This is a genomic window from Pseudarthrobacter xylosi, from assembly GCF_055412765.1.
In genome coordinates this window covers 16389-36785 of record NZ_JBVAYT010000014.1, presented here as the reverse complement: position 1 = coordinate 36785, position 20397 = coordinate 16389, and the positions used below count along the sequence as shown (strand labels likewise).

At 64.0% G+C, this 20397-nt stretch carries 15 protein-coding genes; 8 read left to right on the top strand and 7 right to left on the bottom strand.

Going from position 1 to position 20397, the window contains the following annotated elements:
* Positions 1 to 90: 90 nt before the first annotated feature.
* From ACZY1F_RS20445 to ACZY1F_RS20435, 3 genes are all read right to left on the bottom strand, one after another.
* Positions 91 to 1983 carry a BCCT family transporter gene (locus ACZY1F_RS20445; RefSeq protein ID WP_463944271.1) on the bottom strand — a complete coding sequence of 631 codons (1893 nt, stop codon included), beginning with the start codon at positions 1981 to 1983 and terminating at the stop codon, positions 91 to 93.
* A gap of 489 nt (positions 1984 to 2472) precedes the next feature.
* Positions 2473 to 3060, bottom strand: a complete 588-nt coding sequence (gene folE / locus ACZY1F_RS20440; RefSeq protein ID WP_463944270.1) for a GTP cyclohydrolase I FolE — start codon at positions 3058 to 3060, stop codon at positions 2473 to 2475.
* 8 nt (positions 3061 to 3068) lie between these two features.
* Positions 3069 to 5396 (bottom strand): FdhF/YdeP family oxidoreductase, encoded by a 2328-nt coding sequence (locus tag ACZY1F_RS20435; protein ID WP_463944261.1) that lies wholly within the window; start codon positions 5394 to 5396, stop codon positions 3069 to 3071.
* A gap of 275 nt (positions 5397 to 5671) precedes the next feature.
* Here ACZY1F_RS20435 and ACZY1F_RS20430 point away from each other — a divergent pair, with 275 nt between their 5' ends.
* On the top strand, positions 5672 to 6367 hold the full coding sequence (locus ACZY1F_RS20430) for a GntR family transcriptional regulator (protein WP_463944260.1): 696 nt from the start codon (positions 5672 to 5674) through the stop codon (positions 6365 to 6367).
* Positions 6368 to 6393: 26 nt separating this feature from the next.
* On the opposite strand, the gene ACZY1F_RS20425 is transcribed toward ACZY1F_RS20430, so the two are convergent.
* From ACZY1F_RS20425 to purU, 4 genes are all read right to left on the bottom strand, one after another.
* Positions 6394 to 7269 carry a bifunctional 5,10-methylenetetrahydrofolate dehydrogenase/5,10-methenyltetrahydrofolate cyclohydrolase gene (locus tag ACZY1F_RS20425; protein WP_463944259.1) on the bottom strand — a complete coding sequence of 292 codons (876 nt, stop codon included), beginning with the start codon at positions 7267 to 7269 and terminating at the stop codon, positions 6394 to 6396.
* Positions 7266 to 7892, bottom strand: coding sequence for a cyclodeaminase/cyclohydrolase family protein (locus ACZY1F_RS20420; RefSeq protein ID WP_463944258.1), 627 nt, complete (start codon positions 7890 to 7892; stop codon positions 7266 to 7268). The genes ACZY1F_RS20425 and ACZY1F_RS20420 overlap by 4 nt, the downstream gene beginning before the upstream one ends.
* Before the next feature lie 127 nt (positions 7893 to 8019).
* Positions 8020 to 10512: a GcvT family protein gene (locus tag ACZY1F_RS20415; RefSeq protein ID WP_463944257.1), complete on the bottom strand. Its 2493-nt coding sequence runs from the start codon at positions 10510 to 10512 to the stop codon at positions 8020 to 8022.
* Positions 10513 to 10567: 55 nt separating this feature from the next.
* Positions 10568 to 11482: a formyltetrahydrofolate deformylase gene (gene purU / locus ACZY1F_RS20410; RefSeq protein ID WP_463944256.1), complete on the bottom strand. Its 915-nt coding sequence runs from the start codon at positions 11480 to 11482 to the stop codon at positions 10568 to 10570.
* Between the two features lie 123 nt (positions 11483 to 11605).
* Here purU and ACZY1F_RS20405 point away from each other — a divergent pair, with 123 nt between their 5' ends.
* The 7 genes from ACZY1F_RS20405 (at position 11606) to ACZY1F_RS20375 (ending at position 20395) form a co-directional block, all read left to right on the top strand.
* On the top strand, positions 11606 to 12283 hold the full coding sequence (locus ACZY1F_RS20405) for a GntR family transcriptional regulator (RefSeq protein WP_463944255.1): 678 nt from the start codon (positions 11606 to 11608) through the stop codon (positions 12281 to 12283).
* 203 nt (positions 12284 to 12486) lie between these two features.
* On the top strand, positions 12487 to 13785 hold the full coding sequence (glyA, locus tag ACZY1F_RS20400) for a serine hydroxymethyltransferase (RefSeq protein WP_463944254.1): 1299 nt from the start codon (positions 12487 to 12489) through the stop codon (positions 13783 to 13785).
* The gene (locus ACZY1F_RS20395) at positions 13782 to 15002 is read left to right on the top strand and encodes a sarcosine oxidase subunit beta family protein (RefSeq protein ID WP_463944253.1); all 1221 of its coding nucleotides are present in this window, start codon (positions 13782 to 13784) and stop codon (positions 15000 to 15002) included. The genes glyA and ACZY1F_RS20395 overlap by 4 nt, the downstream gene beginning before the upstream one ends.
* Before the next feature lie 14 nt (positions 15003 to 15016).
* Complete coding sequence (locus ACZY1F_RS20390) at positions 15017 to 15439, top strand: sarcosine oxidase subunit delta (RefSeq protein ID WP_463944252.1); 423 nt, start codon at positions 15017 to 15019, stop codon at positions 15437 to 15439.
* On the top strand, positions 15436 to 18390 hold the full coding sequence (locus ACZY1F_RS20385) for a sarcosine oxidase subunit alpha family protein (RefSeq protein WP_463944251.1): 2955 nt from the start codon (positions 15436 to 15438) through the stop codon (positions 18388 to 18390). The genes ACZY1F_RS20390 and ACZY1F_RS20385 overlap by 4 nt, the downstream gene beginning before the upstream one ends.
* The gene (locus ACZY1F_RS20380; protein WP_463944250.1) at positions 18383 to 19021 is read left to right on the top strand and encodes a sarcosine oxidase subunit gamma; all 639 of its coding nucleotides are present in this window, start codon (positions 18383 to 18385) and stop codon (positions 19019 to 19021) included. The genes ACZY1F_RS20385 and ACZY1F_RS20380 overlap by 8 nt, the downstream gene beginning before the upstream one ends.
* Positions 19022 to 20395 (top strand): L-serine ammonia-lyase, encoded by a 1374-nt coding sequence (locus tag ACZY1F_RS20375; RefSeq protein WP_463944249.1) that lies wholly within the window; start codon positions 19022 to 19024, stop codon positions 20393 to 20395. It abuts the gene before it with no gap.
* The last annotated feature ends 2 nt before the right edge of the window (positions 20396 to 20397 follow it).

Here is a 20397-nt window from a genome sequence, read left to right as displayed (position 1 = left end):
TTGCTATGCGTTGGGGGTGGGTGTGCCCAGGCGGCACGGGCCGGAACAAGCCGCGTGCCGCCGAGGTGGGTTGGTACTTAAGGTGCGCAGCTATTTACTGTCCGGGTGCCGATGCTGGGGCTCGACGGCTGGGATGCTGCCCGTATGCGTGCCGCCCTGGTGGGAGTCAGGGTCCGGGCATGAATCAGCGCAGTCATGCCTCGTGACGAGGTCGAATTGGACGCCGCCGTGCTGTTCCACGCCGGTGCGGATGGCGCGTTCGACGACGGATGTGGCCAGGCGCCGTCGCAGGGACAGGGGATCGCGACGCAGGTCCTTGGCGAGGGCAAAGCAGAGCAGGAGCATAACGATGACGAACGGTAGCGCTGCGACGATGGTGAGGCGTTGCAGTCCGGCCAAGGCTTCCGAGGGTTCGTCGCCGCCGGCCAGCAGCATGACCGCCGCCACAGCGCCGGTGAGACTGCCCCAGAAGATCACTACTCCGCGGCGGGGGTGCTCGGCGCCGTTGGAGCTGAGCGATCCCATCACGATGGAAGCGGCATCGGCGCCGGTGATAAAGAAGATCGCCACGAGGACCATAGCCAGCAAGATGACACCAGCAGTAAGCCAGCCGGGCATGCCAAGGTTCTTGACCAGGTCGAAGAGTGCACCGTCGAAGTTGACGGACGGTGTCCCGTTGACCATGGTTACCAGCCCGGGCGTGCCTGCCTTATCGGCTTCCTGCTGGACATGGAAAGCGGCTCCGCCGAAGATACCAAACCAGATCACGCTGACGACGCTGGGCACCAGCAGTACTCCGGTGACGAACTGGCGGATGGTGCGGCCGCGGCTGATGCGGGCGATGAAAAGTCCTACGAAGGGCGTCCAGGAGATCCACCAGGCCCAGTAGAAGATGGTCCAGCTGGTCATCCAGCTCCGAAGGGCCTCATCGCCGACCGCTTCGGTCCGGGACGACATTTCGGCCAGGTCGCGGGCGTAGTCGCCAACCGCGGAGGGGATCAGGTTGAGGATGAACAGGGTGGGGCCGGCAATGAAGACGATAAGTGCGAGGACGACGGCCAGGACCATGTTGATGTTGGAGAGCCACTGGATGCCGCGGCTGATGCCGGAGACGGCCGAAGCGACGAAGCATAAGGTCAGGACCGCGACGATCGCCACGAGCACGGGGGTGCCGATTTCGCCGAACCAGCCGTTGGAGGTCATGCCGCTGCCGATCTGCAGGGCGCCCAGGCCCAACGATGCTGCGGTACCAAACAAGGTGGCGAAAATGGCCAGGATGTTGATGAACTTCCCGATTGGCCCTTCGACCCTCCTGACGCCGAAGAGCGACGTGAAGGCGACAGAGATCAGTTGCCTGCGGCCCAGGCGGTAGGTCCCGTAGGCCATGGCGATGCCTACCACTGCGTACATGGCCCACGGGTGCAGTGTCCAGTGGAAGATGGATGTGGCCATGGCCGTCTGGATGGCTTCGGGTGTCCGTCCGTCCACGGTGCCGGGCGGGGGAGAGATGTAGTGGTAGAGCGGTTCGGCCACGCCGTAGAACATCAGCCCGATGCCCATGCCGGCGGCAAACATCATGGACACCCAGGAGACGGTACGGAATTCGGGTTTTTCGCCATCCTTGCCCAGCGGGATGTTGCCGAACTTGCCCAGGGCCAGCCACAGGACAAAGACCACAAAGAGCGAGGCCAGGAGCATGAACAGCCATCCGGTGTACTCCATGACCCAGTTCAGGGCAACCGTAGAGGACGAGGCGAGGCTGTCCCGGCCGACAAAGCCCCAGATAACAAAGGCAATGGCGATGGCGCCCGTGATCCCGAACGTGACCTTGTCGAGAATGAGCTTATGGTTACGGCGATCCGCAACTGCTTGCACTGTCTTGGCATGACGCAGCTCTTCGAGGATCTGCTCGTGCTCTTCGACGTCCGGCAAGTTGGTTGTGCCTCCTTCCGCCGGATCGAGGACAGCGGGGTTTGTCTCTATATCCACGGAGACAGGGAAGACTGGTTTGCTCTTCTCCCCACGTCCAGGTTGTTCGTTAGGCGGAGCCTTTGCCACCCAGTTGCCAGCAGGCAACTCCTCGGGTGTATGGGATTTTAGGTCACTATTAAAAGTCATGAGCGGGTCCTTTGCTCGGTGAGGCATGGGCCTGTATCAAATATGGCCCTCGGGAGTCAGACCGGGCGGAAGGTTGGGGGCCTCGTCCGATTCGATGATCATGATGGTGCCGTCTACGATTTGCATTCCGTGGGTGCGTACCCGCAGTTTGGCCGGAGGTGCAGCGAGTTCACTGGGCGGGCAGGCTTGTGCGTGGGGCACCTCTTTCGAGCTGCGCTCAGAAAGGGGTCGGCATGGGCCTGGGTGAGGTCAGACATAGCTTCCCTCCAAATCAACTACTGATATGCTTTAATGGTCAGTAAAGATATATCAGTTACATCGTATTGCAGGACTGGTTGTGTGTCCAGAGATTTCTTAGCGGCCGTGTATCAGGCTGAGTGCCTCAGCCCGGGCCGCCGGCAGGCGGAGCTCCCCGCGGACGGCTGAAGTGATGGTCTTGGCCCCGGGCTTGCGGACACCGCGCATAGACATGCAGAGATGCTCGCACTCGACGACCACAATGGCCCCCAGGGGCCGCAGCGAACTGACCAGTGCATCAACGACCTGGGTTGTAAGTCTTTCCTGGACCTGGGGCCTGCGTGCAAAGACATCGACGAGCCGGGCCAGCTTGCTCAGTCCCGTGACGAGACCCTCAGCCGATGGGATGTAGCCAACGTGGGCTACGCCGTGGAATGGCACCAGGTGGTGCTCGCAGGTGGAGTAGAAGGGGATGTCCTTGACGATGACCATCTCTCCGTGCCCAAGGTCAAAGGTCTTATCCAGCACGGCCAGGGGGTCCTCATGAAGCCCGCCAAATATCTCCGCAGCCGACCGGGCCACCCGCGCGGGCGTATCCATAAGCCCTGGCCTGTCCGGGTCCTCTCCGATCGCAAGCAGATATTCGCGGACGGCCTGCTCAACCCGCGGCCCGTCCACACCCTTGGAGGCTGTTGCCGTCGTCATGTCGGCGCTCACGCGTCGGCCCGTTCCAGCCGCACGATGACGGACTTGGATGTCGGTGTACCGCTGGTGTCAGCTACCGAATCGAGCGGCACGAGCACGTTGGTCTCTGGGTAGTATGCTGCCGCACAGCCCTTCGGCGTCGAGTACGAAACGATCCGGAAGTTGTCCGCCCGCCGCTCTGTCCCGCGGAACTCGGAAATCAAATGAACCATGTCACCGTCCCGAAAGCCCAGCTCAGCGATGTCAGCCTCGTTGACAAGAACCACCCGACGCCCACCGTGGATACCGCGGTAGCGGTCATCCTTGCCATAGATGGTGGTGTTGTACTGGTCATGTGAGCGCAGGGTCTGAAGGACCAGCCGCCCCTCCGGTACTTTGATGAATTCCAGCTCATTGCCGGTGAAGTGGGCCTTGCCCGACGCGGTCTTGAACTGTCTGGCGTCCCGCGGAGGGTGGGGGAGGACAAAGCCGCCAGGGTGCTGGATCCGCTCCTCAAAATTTTCGAAGCCCTCGACGACCGCCTCGATGTGTTTCCGGACCAGGGAGTAATCGTCTTTCATCGAGAGCCAGGCAGCTTTAGGCGTGTTGGGCAGTGGGAGGCTGTCACTGTCGGTGAAGAGCTTATGGGCGAGGTTGCACACTATGGCCACCTCTGAGTGGAGGTGCTCGCTGGCCGGCTTAATGCGTCCGCGGGACGCGTGGACGGCGCTCATCGAGTCTTCCACGGTCACCCTCTGGTCCCCGGTGCGCTGCGCGTCCTTTTCGGTCCGACCCAGCGTCGGGAGGATCAGCGCGCGTCGGCCCGTGGACACATGGGAATGGTTCAGCTTCGTGGAGATCTGTACCGTCAGGTCTGTGTTGGCCAATGCCCGCTCCGTGACCTCGGAATCCGGGGCCGCCCGGACGAAGTTTCCACCCATTCCAATGAAGACGCGGACTTTGCCGTCCCGCATGGCACGAATCGCCGCAACGGTGTCGTAGCCGTGCTCGCGAGGGGAGAGGAACTCGAACTCCTGGTCTAGCCTGTCGTGGAACGCCTCTGGCATCTTTTCGAAGATGCCCATGGTGCGGTCGCCCTGGACGTTCGAGTGGCCGCGGACGGGGCATACTCCTGCTCCGGGCTTACCGATGTTGCCTTGGAGAAGCAGCACGTTCACGACGTCCCGGAGCGTGGGAACTGAGTGCTTGTGCTGGGTTAGGCCCATGGCCCAGCAGACGATGGTGGCATTGGAGGCCAGCAGGCGTTCGCCCGTGGCCTTGATCTGCTCCAAGCTCAGGCCCGTGGCTTCGACTATTTCACTCCACTGGACTTTCTCGAGGTGCCGCAGGTATTCGTTGATCCCCACGGTGTGGTTATTGATGAATTCGTGGTCCAGGACCGTAGCCAGTCCCGGGGTCCTCCTCCCCTGCGCCTCCGCCTCGAGGAGGTATTTGCCAAGCCCCTGGAAAAGGGCCTGATCCCCGCCGGCCCGGATCTGCAGGAAGTCGTCGGTCAGTTGCGTGCCCACCAGCGTTCCGGAGATCGTCTGTGGATTCTCGAACCGGAGGAGCCCGGCCTCGGGAAGCGGGTTGACGGAGATGATGACGGCGCCGTTCTTCTTCGCCTTTTCCAGGGCGCTGAGCATGCGCGGGTGGTTTGTACCCGGATTCTGCCCGGCAACGAAGATCAGCGAGGCTGTCTCCAGGTCGACGAGGCTGACCGAGCCCTTGCCGATGCCTATCGTTTCAACGAGGGCTGAACCCGTGGACTCGTGGCACATGTTGGAGCAATCGGGGAGATTATTTGTGCCCAGTCCCCGCACGAGCAGCTGGTAAAGGAAGGCGGCTTCATTCGAAGTCCGCCCGGAAGTGTAAAAAACTGCCTGGCCGGGATGGTCCATCTCTTTCATCTCCTGGGCGATCAGCTCATAGGCTGCGTCCCATTCGATAGGTGTGTAGTGCGTGGCTCCTTCGGCCAAAAGCATGGGGTGGGTCAGCCGGCCCTGCTGACCCAGCCAGTAGTCGTCCCGCGTTTTCAGGTCCTCGATGGAGTGTGCGGCGAAGAACTCGGGGGTGACGCGGCGGCGGGTGCCCTCCTCGGCCACTGCCTTCGCGCCATTTTCGCAGAACTCGGCTGCGTTGCGCTTTTCGTGTTCGGGCCACGCGCAGCCCATGCAGTCGAACCCGTCGACCTGGTTGACTGCCAGCAGCGTTTGGACACTGCGCAGCGGACCCATCTGCTCGAGGGAGATTTTCAGCGAGTTCACCACCGCGGGGATTCCGACGGCTTTGGTCTTGGGTTTGGTGACAGTCAGCTTTGACTCGTCGATGTTATGCAGGGGGGCTTTTGAAGCCATGTGACGGTTCCTTCAGATCTGGGCAGGAAGCAGGGGGCTTGGGTTGCTTGATGGCTTCAAGGTGGTCCATGCCTGAACCTGCGGGCCGGGTTGAGCGAGCGGCCCACACCGAGGCGTGCTCCCCTGGACACAGGCTTTCAGTCGAGGGTCTATCTTGGTAGGCACTGGGCCCCTTGACATTCTTATGCATACGTATTGATATATCAGTTATAGGAATACTATGTATTGTGAGCCGGGGCGTCAAGGCTCGGACGCACACAGAAGGAGACTTGGACATGGCACACTCTGGCGGATTACCGGCGGAGGCGGGGGTTTCGTTAGTGCCGCTGAGGCACGACGACGAGTCCTTCGCCGACTTCGCCTATAGGGTCTTGTGCGATGAGTTGATTGTTCTGGACATCAAACCGGGCGAGCCGCTCAACGATGAAGTCATTTCAAGGCGCCTCGGTGTTGGCAGAACGCCCATCCGGGAAGCTATGAAGCGGCTCGAAAGCGACCATTTAGTGGTGGCCTATCCCCGGCGTGGAACATTTGCCGCGGGCGTTGACATAACTGACCTGGCTGAAATCTCCGAGATACGCCAGCTCTTGGAGCCGGCAGCAGCAGCGCGGGCTGCCCGCATGGCATCGCCGCAGCGCCGGCAGGAGCTGAGGGACTTTGCCCGGGAAGTCGGCCAGCTTCTGCCCGGAATGCACTCGCAACGGGATCTTATGCGCCTGGACATGCGGGTCCACCGGATGATCTACCGAGCCACTGGAAGCCGGCACCTTGAAGATATCCTGATTCGGTATGACAACCTGGCAACGCGGATTTGGAGCCTGGTGCTGGAAAAGCTCCCGCCGGTGTCGGAGCATATCGCCCAGCACATAGAGCTTCTTGAGTGCATCGCGGAGGGCGACTCCGAAGCAGCTGCACGGCTGACCACACAGCACGTCGCCGACTTCGAAAATCTGATCAGGGCAGTCCTGTAAATTCACCCGAATAGGCCCGCGGTGGATCATCCGGCGGTTCCCGGGACCAAGGCCCGTGACTGTTTCCGCGCGGCCTCGGTTGTGTGCAGAAGAAGCAGGGATGTGGTGACGGACCCGACGCCGCCCGGGACCGGAGTCAGCGCCGCGGCGATGCCCCGCACGCTGGCCTCGTCGACATCCCCCACGAGTGAGCCGTCAGGAAGAACGTTGGTGCCGACGTCAATCACCACCGCCTCGGACGAGACATGGCTGCCGGTCAACAGGCCGGTCCGCCCGGCTGCCACCACCACGACGTCGGCGGCCTTGGTGTATTTCTCCAACGGACCTGACCGGGAGTGGCAGACGGTGACCGCGGCGTCGCGCTCCAGCAGCAGCAGGGACAGCGGCTTTCCCACTACGGCGGAACGGCCAATGACGACCACATTCCGGCCTGCCAGCGGGGTGTCGAAGTGGTCTAGGATCTCGATTACGGCGCGAGCCGTGGCGGGTGCGAACGAGGGCTGGCCAACGGCCAGACGGCCAAGGCTCAACGGGTTCGCGCCATCGACGTCCTTCTCCGGGGCAATGTGCCCTACCAGCTCATCTGTTCCAACGCCTGGAGGCAGGGGCGTCTGAAGAATGATGCCGTTAACGGATGGATCCTCGCTGAGTTCCTTCAGGACTGAGGCCAGGACCTGTCCGGTGGCATCGGGCCCAAGGTCCACGATCCGGCAACTGATGGCGGCGCTTTCTGCGGCCCGTTCGATGGACCGGACATACCAGTGGGTGGAGCCGTCGTCGGTGGCCACAACCACCGCGAGTGTGGGGCGTAGCCCGTCGGCTTCGAGCTCCCGCGCCTCGTGGTGGGCCCTCTGCTGAATGGTCTTTGCCAGTGCTTTTCCGGAGAGGAGTACGGCGCTCAACCGAGAATCCTTCCACGTACGCGCCCCACGAGGGAGTCTGCTGCCAGGATGACCTTTTCCTCGAGCCCGTCGGTTTGATCAGCCAACCTCGAACGGGCCGCGGCGTCTTTAATGGCCACCACGTTAATGTCGATGTTCACCCGGGCGGTGCTTGCGGCTGCGCGGGCTGCGTCGGCGGCAGCGGCGATGTCGCTGATCACATTGGCGTTCGCGACCTCGAAGAGTTCCGTGGCAAGATCCAGGATGGCGCCGGCGAGCCTGATGAGCTGCGCGGGGGTGTGTGCGGCCAGGATGAGCGCATCCTGGATGGATGCCGTCCGTGCGGCTTTGAGGTCTTCGGTCCCGGACGGAAGTTTGTACGAGTCGATGACGCCTTGGAACGCATGTTGGTCAGCGTCCGCCAGGCACAGGGCTTCGTGGACATGTCCGTCGGCGGAGCTGATGATCCTTTGGACGAGTTCGGCGTGCTGCTCGTATTTCAGGCCGGTGGTGTATCTGGCAACCATGGCGACGAGCGCTGCCCCCTGGGCGGCGTGGAGGGCGGCGGCCGCACCGCCGCCTGGGGTGGGTTCCCGCGAGGCAAGTTTGGCGAGGTATTCGTTGATTGTTTCTGAGCTGATCATGTGTCTTCCTGGGCTGAAGCTTGAGTCGACTGGGCAGGGTTTGAGACGTGATGAAGGGCAGCGGCCCGGACTCTGGTTGCGAGGTGAAGAGTCCGGGCCGCGTGCCCTTGAACGGTCTGGCGGGTGGTTAGCCGCGGAGCCTGGTCATCGTCGGGTCGTACAGCGGATCTGCGGTGACTGTGGCCTGGATGCGCCGGCCGAAGTACTCGATCTCGACCGAGTCACCGATGGACACAGCGGCGGGGAGGTACGCGTAGGCGATCGGCTTGGCGACGGTGTAACCGTAAGCGGCACTGGTGACGTAGCCGACTGCCTGGTCCTTGTAGAAGACCGGTTCCTTGCCCAGCACGATGCTCCGGCCGTCGTCGACCGTCAGGCAGCGCAGGCGGCGGGCGGAGTTCTCCTCGGTGCGGCCCTCCAAGGCGGCCTTTCCGACGAAGTCTGCCTTGGCCATCTTCACGGCAAATCCGAGACCGGCTTCCAAGGGGTCGTGCTCGGTGGTCATGTCGGTGCCCCATGAGCGGTAACCCTTTTCAAGACGCAGCGAGCTGAAGGCGGCCCGGCCCGCGGCGATGACGCCGTGAGGCTGACCGGCCTTCCACAGGGCATCCCAGAGGCGCTGGCCGTTGTCTGCACTCGCATACAGCTCCCAGCCCAGCTCGCCGACGTAGGACAACCGCATCGCGGTCACGCTGACGCCACCGATGATGACTTTCTTGGACCTGAAGTAGCGGAGACCGTCGTTGGAGAAGTCGTCGCTACTGACGGTGCTGATCAGGTCCCGGGCGAGGGGCCCCCACAAACCGATGCAGCAGGTGCCGCCAGTCGTGTCGCGGACCTGGACCCAGTCGCTGGCGGTTCCGCTTTCCGTCTGGTGGCGTGCCGCCCGTTCAAAGTAGGCGGTGTCGATGTTTCCGTTCGCACCGAGCTGGAAGGTGTCTTCGCTCAGCCGGGCGACGGTGATGTCGCTTCGGATGCCACCGGCGTGGTCCAGCAGGAGGGTGTAGGTGACTGCCCCGGGCTTCTTGTCCATCTCCGCCGTGGTGAGCTCCTGCAGCAGCTTCAGTGCTCCCGGGCCGGAAATCTCGAGACGCTTGAGCGGAGTCATATCGTACATGGCCACCGCGGTGCGGGTCTTCCAGGCTTCAGCGGCTGCAATGGGCGAGCTGAACATCGCGGACCAGGCATCACGGGCCGGGGGCTGCCACTCAGCCGGCATCTCCTTCAGCAGTTCCGCGTTGGCTTCGAACCAGTATGGGCGTTCCCATCCGCCGCCCTCCAGGAAGAATCCGCCCAGTGCCTTGTGGCGGGCGTGAAAAGGGGTGACGCGAAGGTTGCGGGGGGAGAGCTTGGGCTGCAGGGGGTGCAGGACATCATAGATTTCCACGAAGTTCTGCTGGGAAGTTTCGCTGACATACTCAGGGGTCAGCTGGACGTCTTCGAAACGGTGGATATCGCATTCACCAAGATCGGTCTGGGATTTTCCGGTGGTCAGGAGTTCGGCAACAGCCCGGGCGATGCCGGCCGAGTGGGTCACCCAAACGGCTTCGGCGACGAAGAAGCCATCGAGCTCCTTGGACTCGCCCACCAGGGGCCCGCCGTCGGGAGTGAAGGAGAAGATGCCGTTGAAGCCGTCCTCGATCTCGCTTTCCCGCAGCGCTGGAAGCAGCTGCTTGGTGGCCTCCCATGCCGGGAGGAAGTCCTCCAGGGTGAAGTCGAGGCGGGAGGGCATGTTGTGCTCGCTGATGCTGTTGGCATCGTAGGAGCCAAGGTCCGCAAGGTCCACGGGCATGGGACGGTGCGCGTAGGAGCCGATGCCGTAGCGGTCGCCGTGTTCGCGGTAGTACAGGTCCTGGTCCTGGTGCCGCAGAATCGGCAGGGAAGCCCCGTTGGGAAGTTCGTTGCGTCCCTTCTGTGCCGGCACCGGAGTGGTTTTGACGTACTGGTGGGCGAGGGGGAGAAGGGGGACGGACATCCCGATCATTTCGCCGATCTTGGCGCCCCAGAAGCCTGCGCAGGAGACCACGATGTCTGCGGGGATGACGCCTTCGGAGGTCTCGACACCGGTGACGCGGCGGCCGGACTGCTCAATGCCCGTGACCGTGGTGTTGCCCAGGTACTTGACGCCTGCGGCTTCCGTGCGCTTGATCAGCAGCTGGACGGCGCGGGCGGCACGTGCCAGGCCGTCGCTGGGAACGTGGAGCCCTCCCAGGATGTCTTCCTCGTTCAGGAGCGGGTAGAGCTCCTTGCACTCAGCACGGGAAACGATCTTGCCTTCGATTCCCCACGCGGCGGCGTATCCGAGTTTCCGCTTCAGATCCGCCAGGCGGGTCTCGGTGGTGGCAACTTCGAGGCCACCGACCTGGTCGAAGCAACTGACGCCGTCCTCGGTCAGGGACAAGAACTTCTCAACGGTGTACTTGGCGAAGGTAGCCATGGTCTTTGAAGGGTTCGTTTGGAAGACGAGGCCCGGGGCGTGGGACGTGGAGCCCCCGGGCATGTTCAGCGGTCCCTGGTCCAGGACGGTGATGTTGTTCCAACCGCGGGTAACCAGTTCATCGGCCAGGTTTGTGCCGACGATTCCAGCTCCGATAATGACAATGCTTGGCGTCGATGCCATGTGGTTTCTCCTGCTGATTTTCGTGTGTTGTCTCTGCTGGGCGGGTGGCGGGTGCTTAGCGGAACACTACGGTGCTGGTTTCGTCCAGGAGCACACGGTGTTCGCAGTGCCACCGCACGGCGCGGGAGAGCGCCAGTGCTTCGGCGTCCTGTCCGACTGTTGACAGGGTGTTAGGTCCGTAGCTGTGGTCGACCCTGATGACTTCCTGTTCGATGATTGGCCCCTCATCCAGTTCCGCGGTTACGTAGTGGGCCGTTGCGCCCACCAGCTTGACTCCACGGTCGTACGCCTGGTGGTAAGGGCGTGCACCCTTGAATCCCGGGAGGAAGGAGTGGTGGATGTTGATAGCCCGGCCTTCCAGGGAGCGGCAGAGGTCGTCGGACAGTACCTGCATGTACCGGGCGAGCACGACGAGGTCGATGTTGTGCTCGTCCACCAGTTCCAGCAGGCGCCGTTCAGCATCTGACTTTGTCCCAGGGGTCACCGGGAGATAGATAAAGGGGAGGCCGGCGGCCTCGGCCATGGCCCGGTGGGTTTCATGGTTGGAAACAATAAGGGCGATGTCGCCGCCGAGGCTTCCCCCGCGCCAGCGGAAGAGCAGGTCGTTCAGGCAGTGGCCGAACTTGGACACCATCACGAGGATGCGTTGCTTGGTCTGGTCATGGAAGCTGAACTTCATGTCGAAGCGGTCAGCGATCGAACGGAATTCTTCCTGGAGCCTCTCCGGGGTGTAGGTGGACGAGCCGGAGATGGCGGTGCGCAGATGCAGTGTCTGGCGGAGGCCGTCGTCGAACTGCTGGTGTTCGTCGATGTTAAAGCCACGCTCAAAGAGAAAGGTGGTGACCGCCTGGACGATGCCCGCGCGTTCGCCGCACGACAGTGTGAGCACGAACTTCTGCGTCTGGTCTTTCACGCGGGCCTCCGACTGAGGCAGCGTGCTGGTAGATGAGTTTGTCGCCACTAGGGTCATGTCTCCTCCTTTAGATATATTCCAAGATTTAGAACTGATATATTAGGACTGGCAATTAGCGTATACTGGTCAGTGGTGGAGGTCAATAGCCTTCTAGGCTTGAGTGAAAAAGGGGTCCACGCTATGGCATTTGAAGTTCTGGCAATTGATGATGCGGCAAAGAGGTCGCTGGCTGACGTAGCCTACGAGCGCATCCGCGACCGGCTGCTGATGCTTGACATCAAGCCTGGCGACCTCCTCAATGACGGCGACCTTGCCAAGGACCTTGGCGTCGGGCGGACTCCGGTGCGTGAAGCCCTGAAGCGGCTTGAGCTGGATCGCCTGGTGGTTTCCTATCCGCGGAGGGGTACCTTCGCGACGCGGGTGGAGGTCACTGATCTTGCGTTCATTTCCGAAATCCGCACCCAGCTTGAGCCTCTTGCCGCCTCCCGGGCGGCGCGGGTGGCCACGGAGTCGATGCGAGAGCAACTGCGGGCCGTTATGCACGCTGTGGAGTCTTTCGACGCAAGTGCGGCCTCCGTCGTTGAAACCCTGCGCCTTGATGCCCGTGTGCACCAAGGCATTTACGCGGCCGCCGCCAATCCCCACCTCGAAGATGTCCTGATTCGCTACGACAATCTCGCGACAAGAATCTGGTGCATGGTCCTGGATCGCCTTCCCGACCTCTCCCGTCACGTGCATGAGCATGTGGACCTGCTCCGTGCCGTTATCGACGGAGATGAGGCCCGGGCCGCGGAGCTCGCGCGGATCCACGTCAGTGGCTTTGAGCACGCTGTGCGCGAAGCTCTTTTCGCCGCCTAGCCCAGGTCTGCACGCCGGGAGTGAGGCGCAGCCCGGAAGGGCTGCGCCTCAGGCGTTTAAGCCTTCCGTCTGTTGCGCGGCCACTCTTGGCTCTGCCGGCGAAACCCTCAGAAATCTGTTGACACCCTCCGGAGCCGATAGCATACTTGAGTCACGAAACTAATATATCAACAGGATATTAGATGGCAGACTTAGGAGAAATAATGGTCGACGTTCTGACCCGCTCGCTTGCAGAGACCGATCCTGTGATCCACGCCGCCGTGCAGCAGGAACTTTTGCGCCAGCAGGACACCCTGGAGATGATCGCCTCCGAAAACTTCGCGCCGACTGCAGTCATGGAGGCGCAGGGATCCGTCCTGACCAACAAGTACGCCGAAGGCTACCCGGGCAAGCGTTACTACGGCGGCTGCGAACACGTTGACGTGGTCGAGCAGCTGGCCATCGACCGTCTTAAGTCATTGTTCGGCGCCGAATTCGCCAATGTGCAGCCCCACTCCGGCGCCCAGGCCAACGCAGCGGCGATGTTCGCCCTCATCCAGCCCGGCGACACCATCCTGGGGCTGAACCTCGCACACGGTGGCCACCTGACCCACGGGATGCGAATCAACTTTTCCGGCAAGCTCTACAAAGTGGTCCCGTACGGAGTCCGCGAAGACACCATGCTGATCGACATGGCTGAAGTCGAGCGCCTTGCGGTTGAGAACAAGCCGAAGCTGATCGTCGCCGGCTGGTCCGCTTACTCCCGGCAGTTGGACTTCGCCGAGTTCCGCCGTATCGCGGACCTGGTAGGTGCCTACCTGATGGTGGACATGGCGCATTTCGCCGGCCTGGTGGCCGCTGGGCTGCACCCCAACCCCGTGCCTCACGCCCACATCGTCACGAGCACCACCCACAAGACCCTTGGCGGCCCGCGCGGTGGTGTGATCCTGTCCAACGACGCCGACATCGCCAAAAAGGTCAACTCCGCGGTGTTCCCCGGACAGCAGGGTGGCCCGCTGGAGCACGTCATTGCCGCGAAGGCAGTTGCGTTCAAGCTCGCTGCTGAGCCGGAGTTCCGCGACCGCCAGGAACGCACCCTGGAAGGCGCCCGCATCATCGCAGAACGCATGCTGTCCGCCGACGTTGCAGAGTCCGGCGTGACCGTAGTCAGCGGTGGCACCGACGTGCACCTGGTCCTGGTGGATCTGCGCAATTCGGAACTGGACGGTCAGCAGGGCGAAGACCGCCTGCACCGGATCGGCATCACGGTCAACCGCAATGCCGTGCCCTTCGACCCGCGTCCGCCCATGGTCTCTTCCGGTCTTCGTATCGGCACGCCGGCACTGGCCACACGTGGGTTCGGGAAGGCGGAATTCACCGAGGTTGCGGACATCATCGCCGCAGCACTCAAGCGCGAGTTCAGCGACGAGACCGTGGTGGAACTCCGGCAGCGGGTTGAAATCCTGGCCGGAAAGTTCCCCCTCTACCCCAACCTCTCCTCTGACACGACCGAGGTGGCATGATGGCCGATCAGCTCCCGGAGCACCCGGATTTCCTCTGGCGGAACCCGGAGCCCAAGTCCTCCTACGACGCCGTGATTGTGGGCGGCGGCGGGCACGGCCTGGCAACGGCCTACTTCCTGGCCAAAAACCACGGGATGACCAACATCGCCGTCCTGGAAAAGGGCTGGCTCGCCGGCGGCAACATGGCCCGGAACACCACCATCATCCGTTCTAACTACCTTTGGGACGAGAGCGCGGCCATCTACGAGCACGCCCTCAAGCTCTGGGAAATCCTGCCGGAGGAGCTCGAATACGACTTCCTGTTCAGCCAGCGCGGCGTGATGAACCTCGCCCACACCCTGGGCGACGTCCGCGAAAGCATCCGGCGAGTCGGCGCCAACAAGCTCAACGGCGTGGACGCTGAATGGCTGGACCCGAAACAGGTCAAGGAACTCTGCCCCATCCTGAACATCAACGACAACATCCGCTACCCCGTGATGGGAGCCACGTACCAGCCGCGCGCCGGCATCGCCAAGCACGACCACGTGGCCTGGGCTTTCGCCCGCAAATGCGACGAACTCGGCGTGGACATCATCCAGAACTGCGAAGTCACGGGCTTCGTCAAGGACGGTAACCGCGTGGTGGGCGTGAAGACCAACCAGGGCACCATCAACACCGAAAAGGTGGGCCTGTGCGCCGCCGGGCATAGCTCGGTCCTGGCGGAAATGGCAGGCTTCCGGCTCCCCATCCAGTCACACCCGCTCCAGGCACTGGTCTCCGAACTGCATGAACCGGTCCACCCCACCGTGGTGATGTCCAACCATGTGCACGTCTACGTCTCCCAGGCCCACAAGGGCGAACTGGTCATGGGCGCCGGCGTGGACTCCTACAACGGCTACGGCCAGCGCGGCTCCTTCCACGTGATCGAGCACCAGATGGCTGCCGCCGTCGAGCTCTTCCCCATCTTTGCCCGGGCGCACGTGCTCAGAACGTGGGGCGGGATTGTGGACACAACCCTGGACGCCTCCCCCATCGTGGGCACCACCCCGGTGGAGAACATGTTCGTGAACTGTGGCTGGGGCACCGGCGGCTTCAAGGGCACCCCCGCCGCTGGGCTGACCTTCGCGCACACCATCGCCACCGGGACCCCTCACAAGCTGAATAAGCCGTTTGCGCTGGAACGCTTCGAAACCGGCGCCCTGATCGATGAACACGGCGCAGCCGCCGTGGCCCACTAGAAGAGAGTCCGGACATGCTCCTCATTTCATGCCCCAACTGCGGCTCCCGCGACGAGACCGAGTTCCACTACGGCGGCCAGGCCCACGTGCCCTATCCGGAGAACCCTAACGAACTGAACGACCGCGAATGGGCCGAGTACCTGTTCTACCGCGACAACACCAAGGGCGCCTTCGCCGAACGCTGGCTGCACAGCACCGGCTGCCGCCAGTGGTTCAACATGCTCCGCGACACCGTCACGTACGACATCCAGGCCGTCTACCCGATGGGCGCGCCCCGGCCTGATGTGTCGGCCCCAGCAGCCCCGGAATCCGGCACAGCGAGCCTGGCTGCGGACAGCACCACCACTGGCACCGCGGCTCCCAGCATCGCTGCGACCAGCACTGCCACAAGCACAGCCTCCGCCAGCACCACCGCCCCGAAAGGAGCAACCAAGTGACTTCCCAGAACGCCCGGCTCGCCGCCGGCGGACGCATCGACCGCACCATCTCCTGGCGCTTCACCGTGGACGGTGAGGAGTTCACGGGCCACCCCGGCGACACGCTCGCCTCGGCCCTGATTGCCAACGGCAGGATCGCCGCCGGCAACTCGCTGTACGAGGACCGCGCCCGGGGCATCATGTCCGCCGGCGTGGAGGAATCCAACGCGATGGTCAAGATCTCACCGCGTTTCCCCGGCGACGTTGCCGAGTCCATGCTCCCCGCCACCACCGTCACCCTGGTGGACGGCCTGAAGGCGGAACTGCTCAACGGCCTGGGCAAGCTGGACCCGGAGGAGGACCGCGCCGAGTACGACAAGAAGTATGTCCACGCTGACGTCCTGGTGATCGGCGGTGGCCCCGCCGGCCTCGCCGCCGCCCGCGAGGCAGTCCGCACCGGCGCCCGCGTGATCCTCATGGATGACCAGCCCGAGTTGGGCGGCTCCCTCCTGTCCGGCTCCACCGCCCCCGAGCTGGCCGAGACCATCGAAGGCAAACCGGCCCTGGAATGGGTAGCGGACGTGGAAGCCGAACTCATTTCGGGAGCCGAAAGCACGGTCCTGAACCGCACCACGGCCTTCGGCGCGTATGACGCGAACTACGTGATCGCGGTCCAGAGCCGCACCGACCACCTGTCCAGCCCGGCCGCCCCCGGCGTTTCCCGGCAGCGGATTTGGCACGTGCGTGCTAATCAGGTGGTGCTGGCTCCCGGCGCCCACGAACGGCCCCTGGTCTTCGAGAACAACGACCGCCCCGGCATTATGCTCGCCTCTGCCGTCCGTAGCTACCTCAACCGCTACGCTGTGGCCGCCGGGCAGCGGGTGGTCATCAGCACCACCAACGACAGCGCCTACGCCCTCGCCGCGGACCTGCGCGCCGCCGGCGTCAAGGTAGCGGCGGTCATCGACGCCCGCCCGCAGCTCTCGAGGATGGCAGCGGCCGCCGTCGAAGCCGGCACCCGGGTACTGATCGGCAGCGCGGTTGCCAACACCGCCGCCGGCCCGGCCGGAACAAACGCAGGCCGGCTGAACGCCGTGACCGTCCGCAGCATTAACGACGACGGCGAGCTCACCTCCGGCGTCGAAGAGATCGCCTGCGACCTGCTGGCAGTTTCCGGTGGCTGGAGCCCGCTGGTCCACCTCCACTCCCAGCGCCAGGGCAAGCTGCGCTGGGACGATGAGCTCGCCGCTTTTGTGCCGAGCACCGTGGTCCCGAACCAGCAGAGCATCGGCTCCGGCCGCGGCAGCTTCGAACTCGAGGACTGCGTGGCCGAGGGCATCTCCGCCGGTGCCGCAGCTGCCATTGCGGCTGGCTTCGAATCCGGCACAAAGCCGTCCGCCATCAGCGCACCGAAGGCCTCCGGCCCGACCCGCCAGCTCTGGCTGGTCCCCGGCCAGGCCGGCACGCCGGATGACTGGCACCACCACTTCGTGGACTTCCAGCGAGACCAGTCCGTGGCAGATGTCCTGCGCTCCACCGGAGCCGGGATGCGGTCCGTGGAGCACATCAAGCGGTACACCTCCATCAGCACCGCGAACGACCAGGGCAAGACCTCCGGCGTCAATGCGATCGGCGTCATCGCCGCGGCACTCCGTCAGGCAGGCGAAGCCTCCCGCGGCATCGGCGACATCGGCACCACCACCTACCGGGCACCGTTCACGCCGGTGGCTTTCGCGGCACTCGCCGGACGCCAGCGTGGCGAACTGTTCGATCCCGCCCGCAAAACCTCCATCCACCCGTGGCACGAGGCCAAGGGTGCGCTGTTCGAGGACGTGGGGCAGTGGAAGCGTCCCTGGTACTACCCGCAGGGCAGCGAGGACATGGACGAGGCAGTGCTGCGTGAATGCGCCGCCGTCCGCGAATCCGTGGGTTTTATGGACGCCACCACCTTGGGCAAGATCGAAATCCGGGGCAAGGACGCAGGTGAGTTCCTCAACCGGATCTACACCAACGCGTTCAAGAAGCTCGCCCCGGGTTCCGCCCGCTACGGTGTGATGTGCATGGCGGACGGCATGATTTTCGACGACGGTGTGACGCTCCGCCTCGACGAGGACCGCTTCTTCATGACCACCACCACCGGCGGCGCCGCGAAGGTGCTGGACTGGCTGGAGGAATGGCTGCAGACCGAGTGGCCGGAATTGGACGTGCACTGCACCTCGGTGACCGAACAGTGGACCACCATTGCCGTCGTCGGGCCCAAATCCCGGGCGGTCCTCGCCAAGGTGGCGCCGGAGCTGGCCGCCAACGGCGGACTGGAAACCGAAGCCTTCCCGTTCATGACCTTCCGCGAAACCACCCTCGCCTCCGGGGTCCGCGCCCGGGTCTGCCGGATCTCCTTCTCCGGCGAGCTGGCGTACGAGATCAACGTGCCTGCCTGGTACGGGCTGACCACCTGGGAAGCCGTGGCCGCGGCGGGGGCCGAATTCAATATCACCCCTTACGGCACCGAAACCATGCACGTGCTCCGCGCCGAAAAGGGCTACCCGATCGTCGGGCAGGACACCGACGGCACCGTCACCCCGCAGGACGCGGGGATGGAATGGGTGGTTTCCAAGGCCAAGGACTTCATCGGCAAGCGCTCCTACGTCCGGGCCGATGCCCGGCGAGAGGACCGCAAGCACCTGGTCAGCGTCCTGCCTGTTGACGGCACCTTCCGGTTGCCGGAAGGCACCCAGCTCGTGGAAAAGGGGATTTCAACGAACCCCGCCTACGGCCCCGTCGCCATGCAGGGCTTCGTGACTTCGAGCTACCACAGCGCCGCACTGGGCAGATCGTTTGGACTGGCCCTGATCAAGAATGGCCGCAACCGCATCGGCGAGACCCTCGTGGCCGCCGCCGGCGACCAGCTGGTTGACGTTGTTGTGGCAGAAACCGTACTTTTTGACCCCGAAGGGACCCGCAAAGATGGCTAACTCCGCAGCACCCAAAGCCTCCTCCGAGACGAACCTGTCACTCCGCACCAGCCCCGCTGCGCTGCTCAGGGCAGCATTTGAGACCGGCTCCGTCTGCGGGACCGTGGAACTGAGTGAAATCACCTTCCTGACCATGCTCGGCCTGAGAGTGGACCGAAATACCGAAGCTGGGCAGCGGGTCGCGTCCGTCACCGGCGGGCTGCCCGCAGTGTGCGGCGCCGTCAGCGGCACCGGCGACACCACCGTGCTTTGGCTCGGACCCGAAGAATTCCTGGTGGTGGCACCCCAGGAAGCCCACGAGTCCCTCGGCGGCGACCTCATCCAGGCGCTGCGGGAAGCCCTCGCCGACGGCGAGGGCCAGATGGTGGACCTGTCCGCCAACCGCACCACCTTCGACCTCACGGGTCCCCGCGCACGGGCCGTTCTGGAAAAGGGCTGCGCCCTGGACCTGCACCCCCGCAGCTTTACCCCGGGAACGGCAGTGTCCACCGAGGTGGGCAACATCCCCGTGATCCTGTGGAAGACCGGCGGGGAGAGCTACCGGATCTTCCCCCGCGCCTCGTTCGCGGACTTCCTGGGCCGCTGGCTCCTCGATGCCATGCGCGAGTACGCCTCGCCCGAGGTCCCCTAAGTGGCCCTCAGCGTCCTGGACCTGTTCTCCGTTGGCATCGGGCCGTCGTCCTCACACACGGTCGGCCCGATGCGGGCAGCGAAGCTGTTCGCTGACGGACTCAAAGGCGACGGACACCTGAGCTCCACCAGACGCGTCCAAGCCGAACTGTTCGGCTCGCTGGGTGCCACCGGCCGGGGCCACGGCTCCGACAAGGCCGTTGTCCTGGGCTTCAAAGGACTGGACCCCGAAACCGTGGACACCGCCACGGCAGACGACCAGGTGGCCGCCGCAGCCCTCGACGCCGAACTCCTGATCGGCGGGCACCACCGGGTGGACTTCAACTGGGACGAGGACGTGGTGCTGCACCGGCGCAAGTCCCTCCCGGCCCACCCCAACGGCATGACCTTCCGCGCCCTGGACCACACCGGGGCCACCCTCAGTGAACGGAGCTTCTACTCCATCGGCGGCGGCTTCGTGGTGGACGGCGACGCCGATGCCGGCGACCGCGTGGTGGCCGACGCCACCGTCCTGCCCTACCCGTTCACCACCGCCGACGAACTCCTGGCGATCTGCAAACGCGAGGGCATGTCCATCTCCGACGTTATGCTCGCCAACGAGCTCGTGTGGCGCAGCGAGGCGGAGCTTCGCGAAAAGCTGCTGGCACTCTGGGCGGTCATGCGCGAATGCGTGGACAACGGCTGCGCCGCGGAAGGGATCCTTCCCGGCGGGCTGAACGTGAAGCGCCGCGCGCCGTCGTTATTCCAGACCCTGACCGCGGACACAGGGGTCACCGACCCCCTGCGGGCGATGGAATGGGTGAACCTGTTCGCCCTCGCCGTCAACGAGGAAAACGCCGCCGGCGGGCGCATCGTCACCGCACCCACCAACGGCGCGGCCGGAATCGTCCCCGCCGTCCTGCACTACTACATCAAGTTCGTTCCCGGAGCTGACGACGACGGTGTGGTCCGCTTCCTGCTGGCCGCAGCCGCCGTCGGAATCCTGTTCAAGATCAACGCCTCCATCTCCGGCGCCGAAGTGGGCTGCCAGGGCGAGGTGGGCTCCGCCTGTTCCATGGCGGCCGCCGGGCTCTGCGAGGTGCTGGGCGGATCCCCGGCCCAGGTGGAGAACGCCGCGGAAGTGGGGATCGAACACAACCTCGGGCTGACCTGTGATCCCGTGGGCGGCCTGGTGCAGATCCCCTGTATCGAACGGAACGCCATTGCGAGCGTGAAGGCAATCAATGCCGCCCGTCTTTCCCTGCACGGGGACGGCAGCCACAAGGTATCCCTCGACAAAGCCATCAAAACCATGCGCGAGACAGGAGCGGACATGAAAACCAAATACAAGGAGACCTCCCGCGGGGGTCTCGCCGTCAACGTGATCGAGTGCTGAGC

Coding starts and splice junctions, on each gene's coding strand:
- ACZY1F_RS20435 (WP_463944261.1), bottom strand. CDS start 5,396: ATGGCTTCAAAAGCCCCCCTGCATAACATCGACGAGTCAAAGCTGACT.
- glyA (WP_463944254.1), top strand. CDS start 12,487: ATGGTCGACGTTCTGACCCGCTCGCTTGCAGAGACCGATCCTGTGATC.
- ACZY1F_RS20405 (WP_463944255.1), top strand. CDS start 11,606: ATGGCATTTGAAGTTCTGGCAATTGATGATGCGGCAAAGAGGTCGCTG.
- folE (WP_463944270.1), bottom strand. CDS start 3,060: ATGACGACGGCAACAGCCTCCAAGGGTGTGGACGGGCCGCGGGTTGAG.
- ACZY1F_RS20420 (WP_463944258.1), bottom strand. CDS start 7,892: ATGATCAGCTCAGAAACAATCAACGAATACCTCGCCAAACTTGCCTCG.
- ACZY1F_RS20415 (WP_463944257.1), bottom strand. CDS start 10,512: ATGGCATCGACGCCAAGCATTGTCATTATCGGAGCTGGAATCGTCGGC.
- ACZY1F_RS20380 (WP_463944250.1), top strand. CDS start 18,383: ATGGCTAACTCCGCAGCACCCAAAGCCTCCTCCGAGACGAACCTGTCA.
- ACZY1F_RS20430 (WP_463944260.1), top strand. CDS start 5,672: ATGGCACACTCTGGCGGATTACCGGCGGAGGCGGGGGTTTCGTTAGTG.
- ACZY1F_RS20390 (WP_463944252.1), top strand. CDS start 15,017: ATGCTCCTCATTTCATGCCCCAACTGCGGCTCCCGCGACGAGACCGAG.
- purU (WP_463944256.1), bottom strand. CDS start 11,482: ATGACCCTAGTGGCGACAAACTCATCTACCAGCACGCTGCCTCAGTCG.
- ACZY1F_RS20395 (WP_463944253.1), top strand. CDS start 13,782: ATGATGGCCGATCAGCTCCCGGAGCACCCGGATTTCCTCTGGCGGAAC.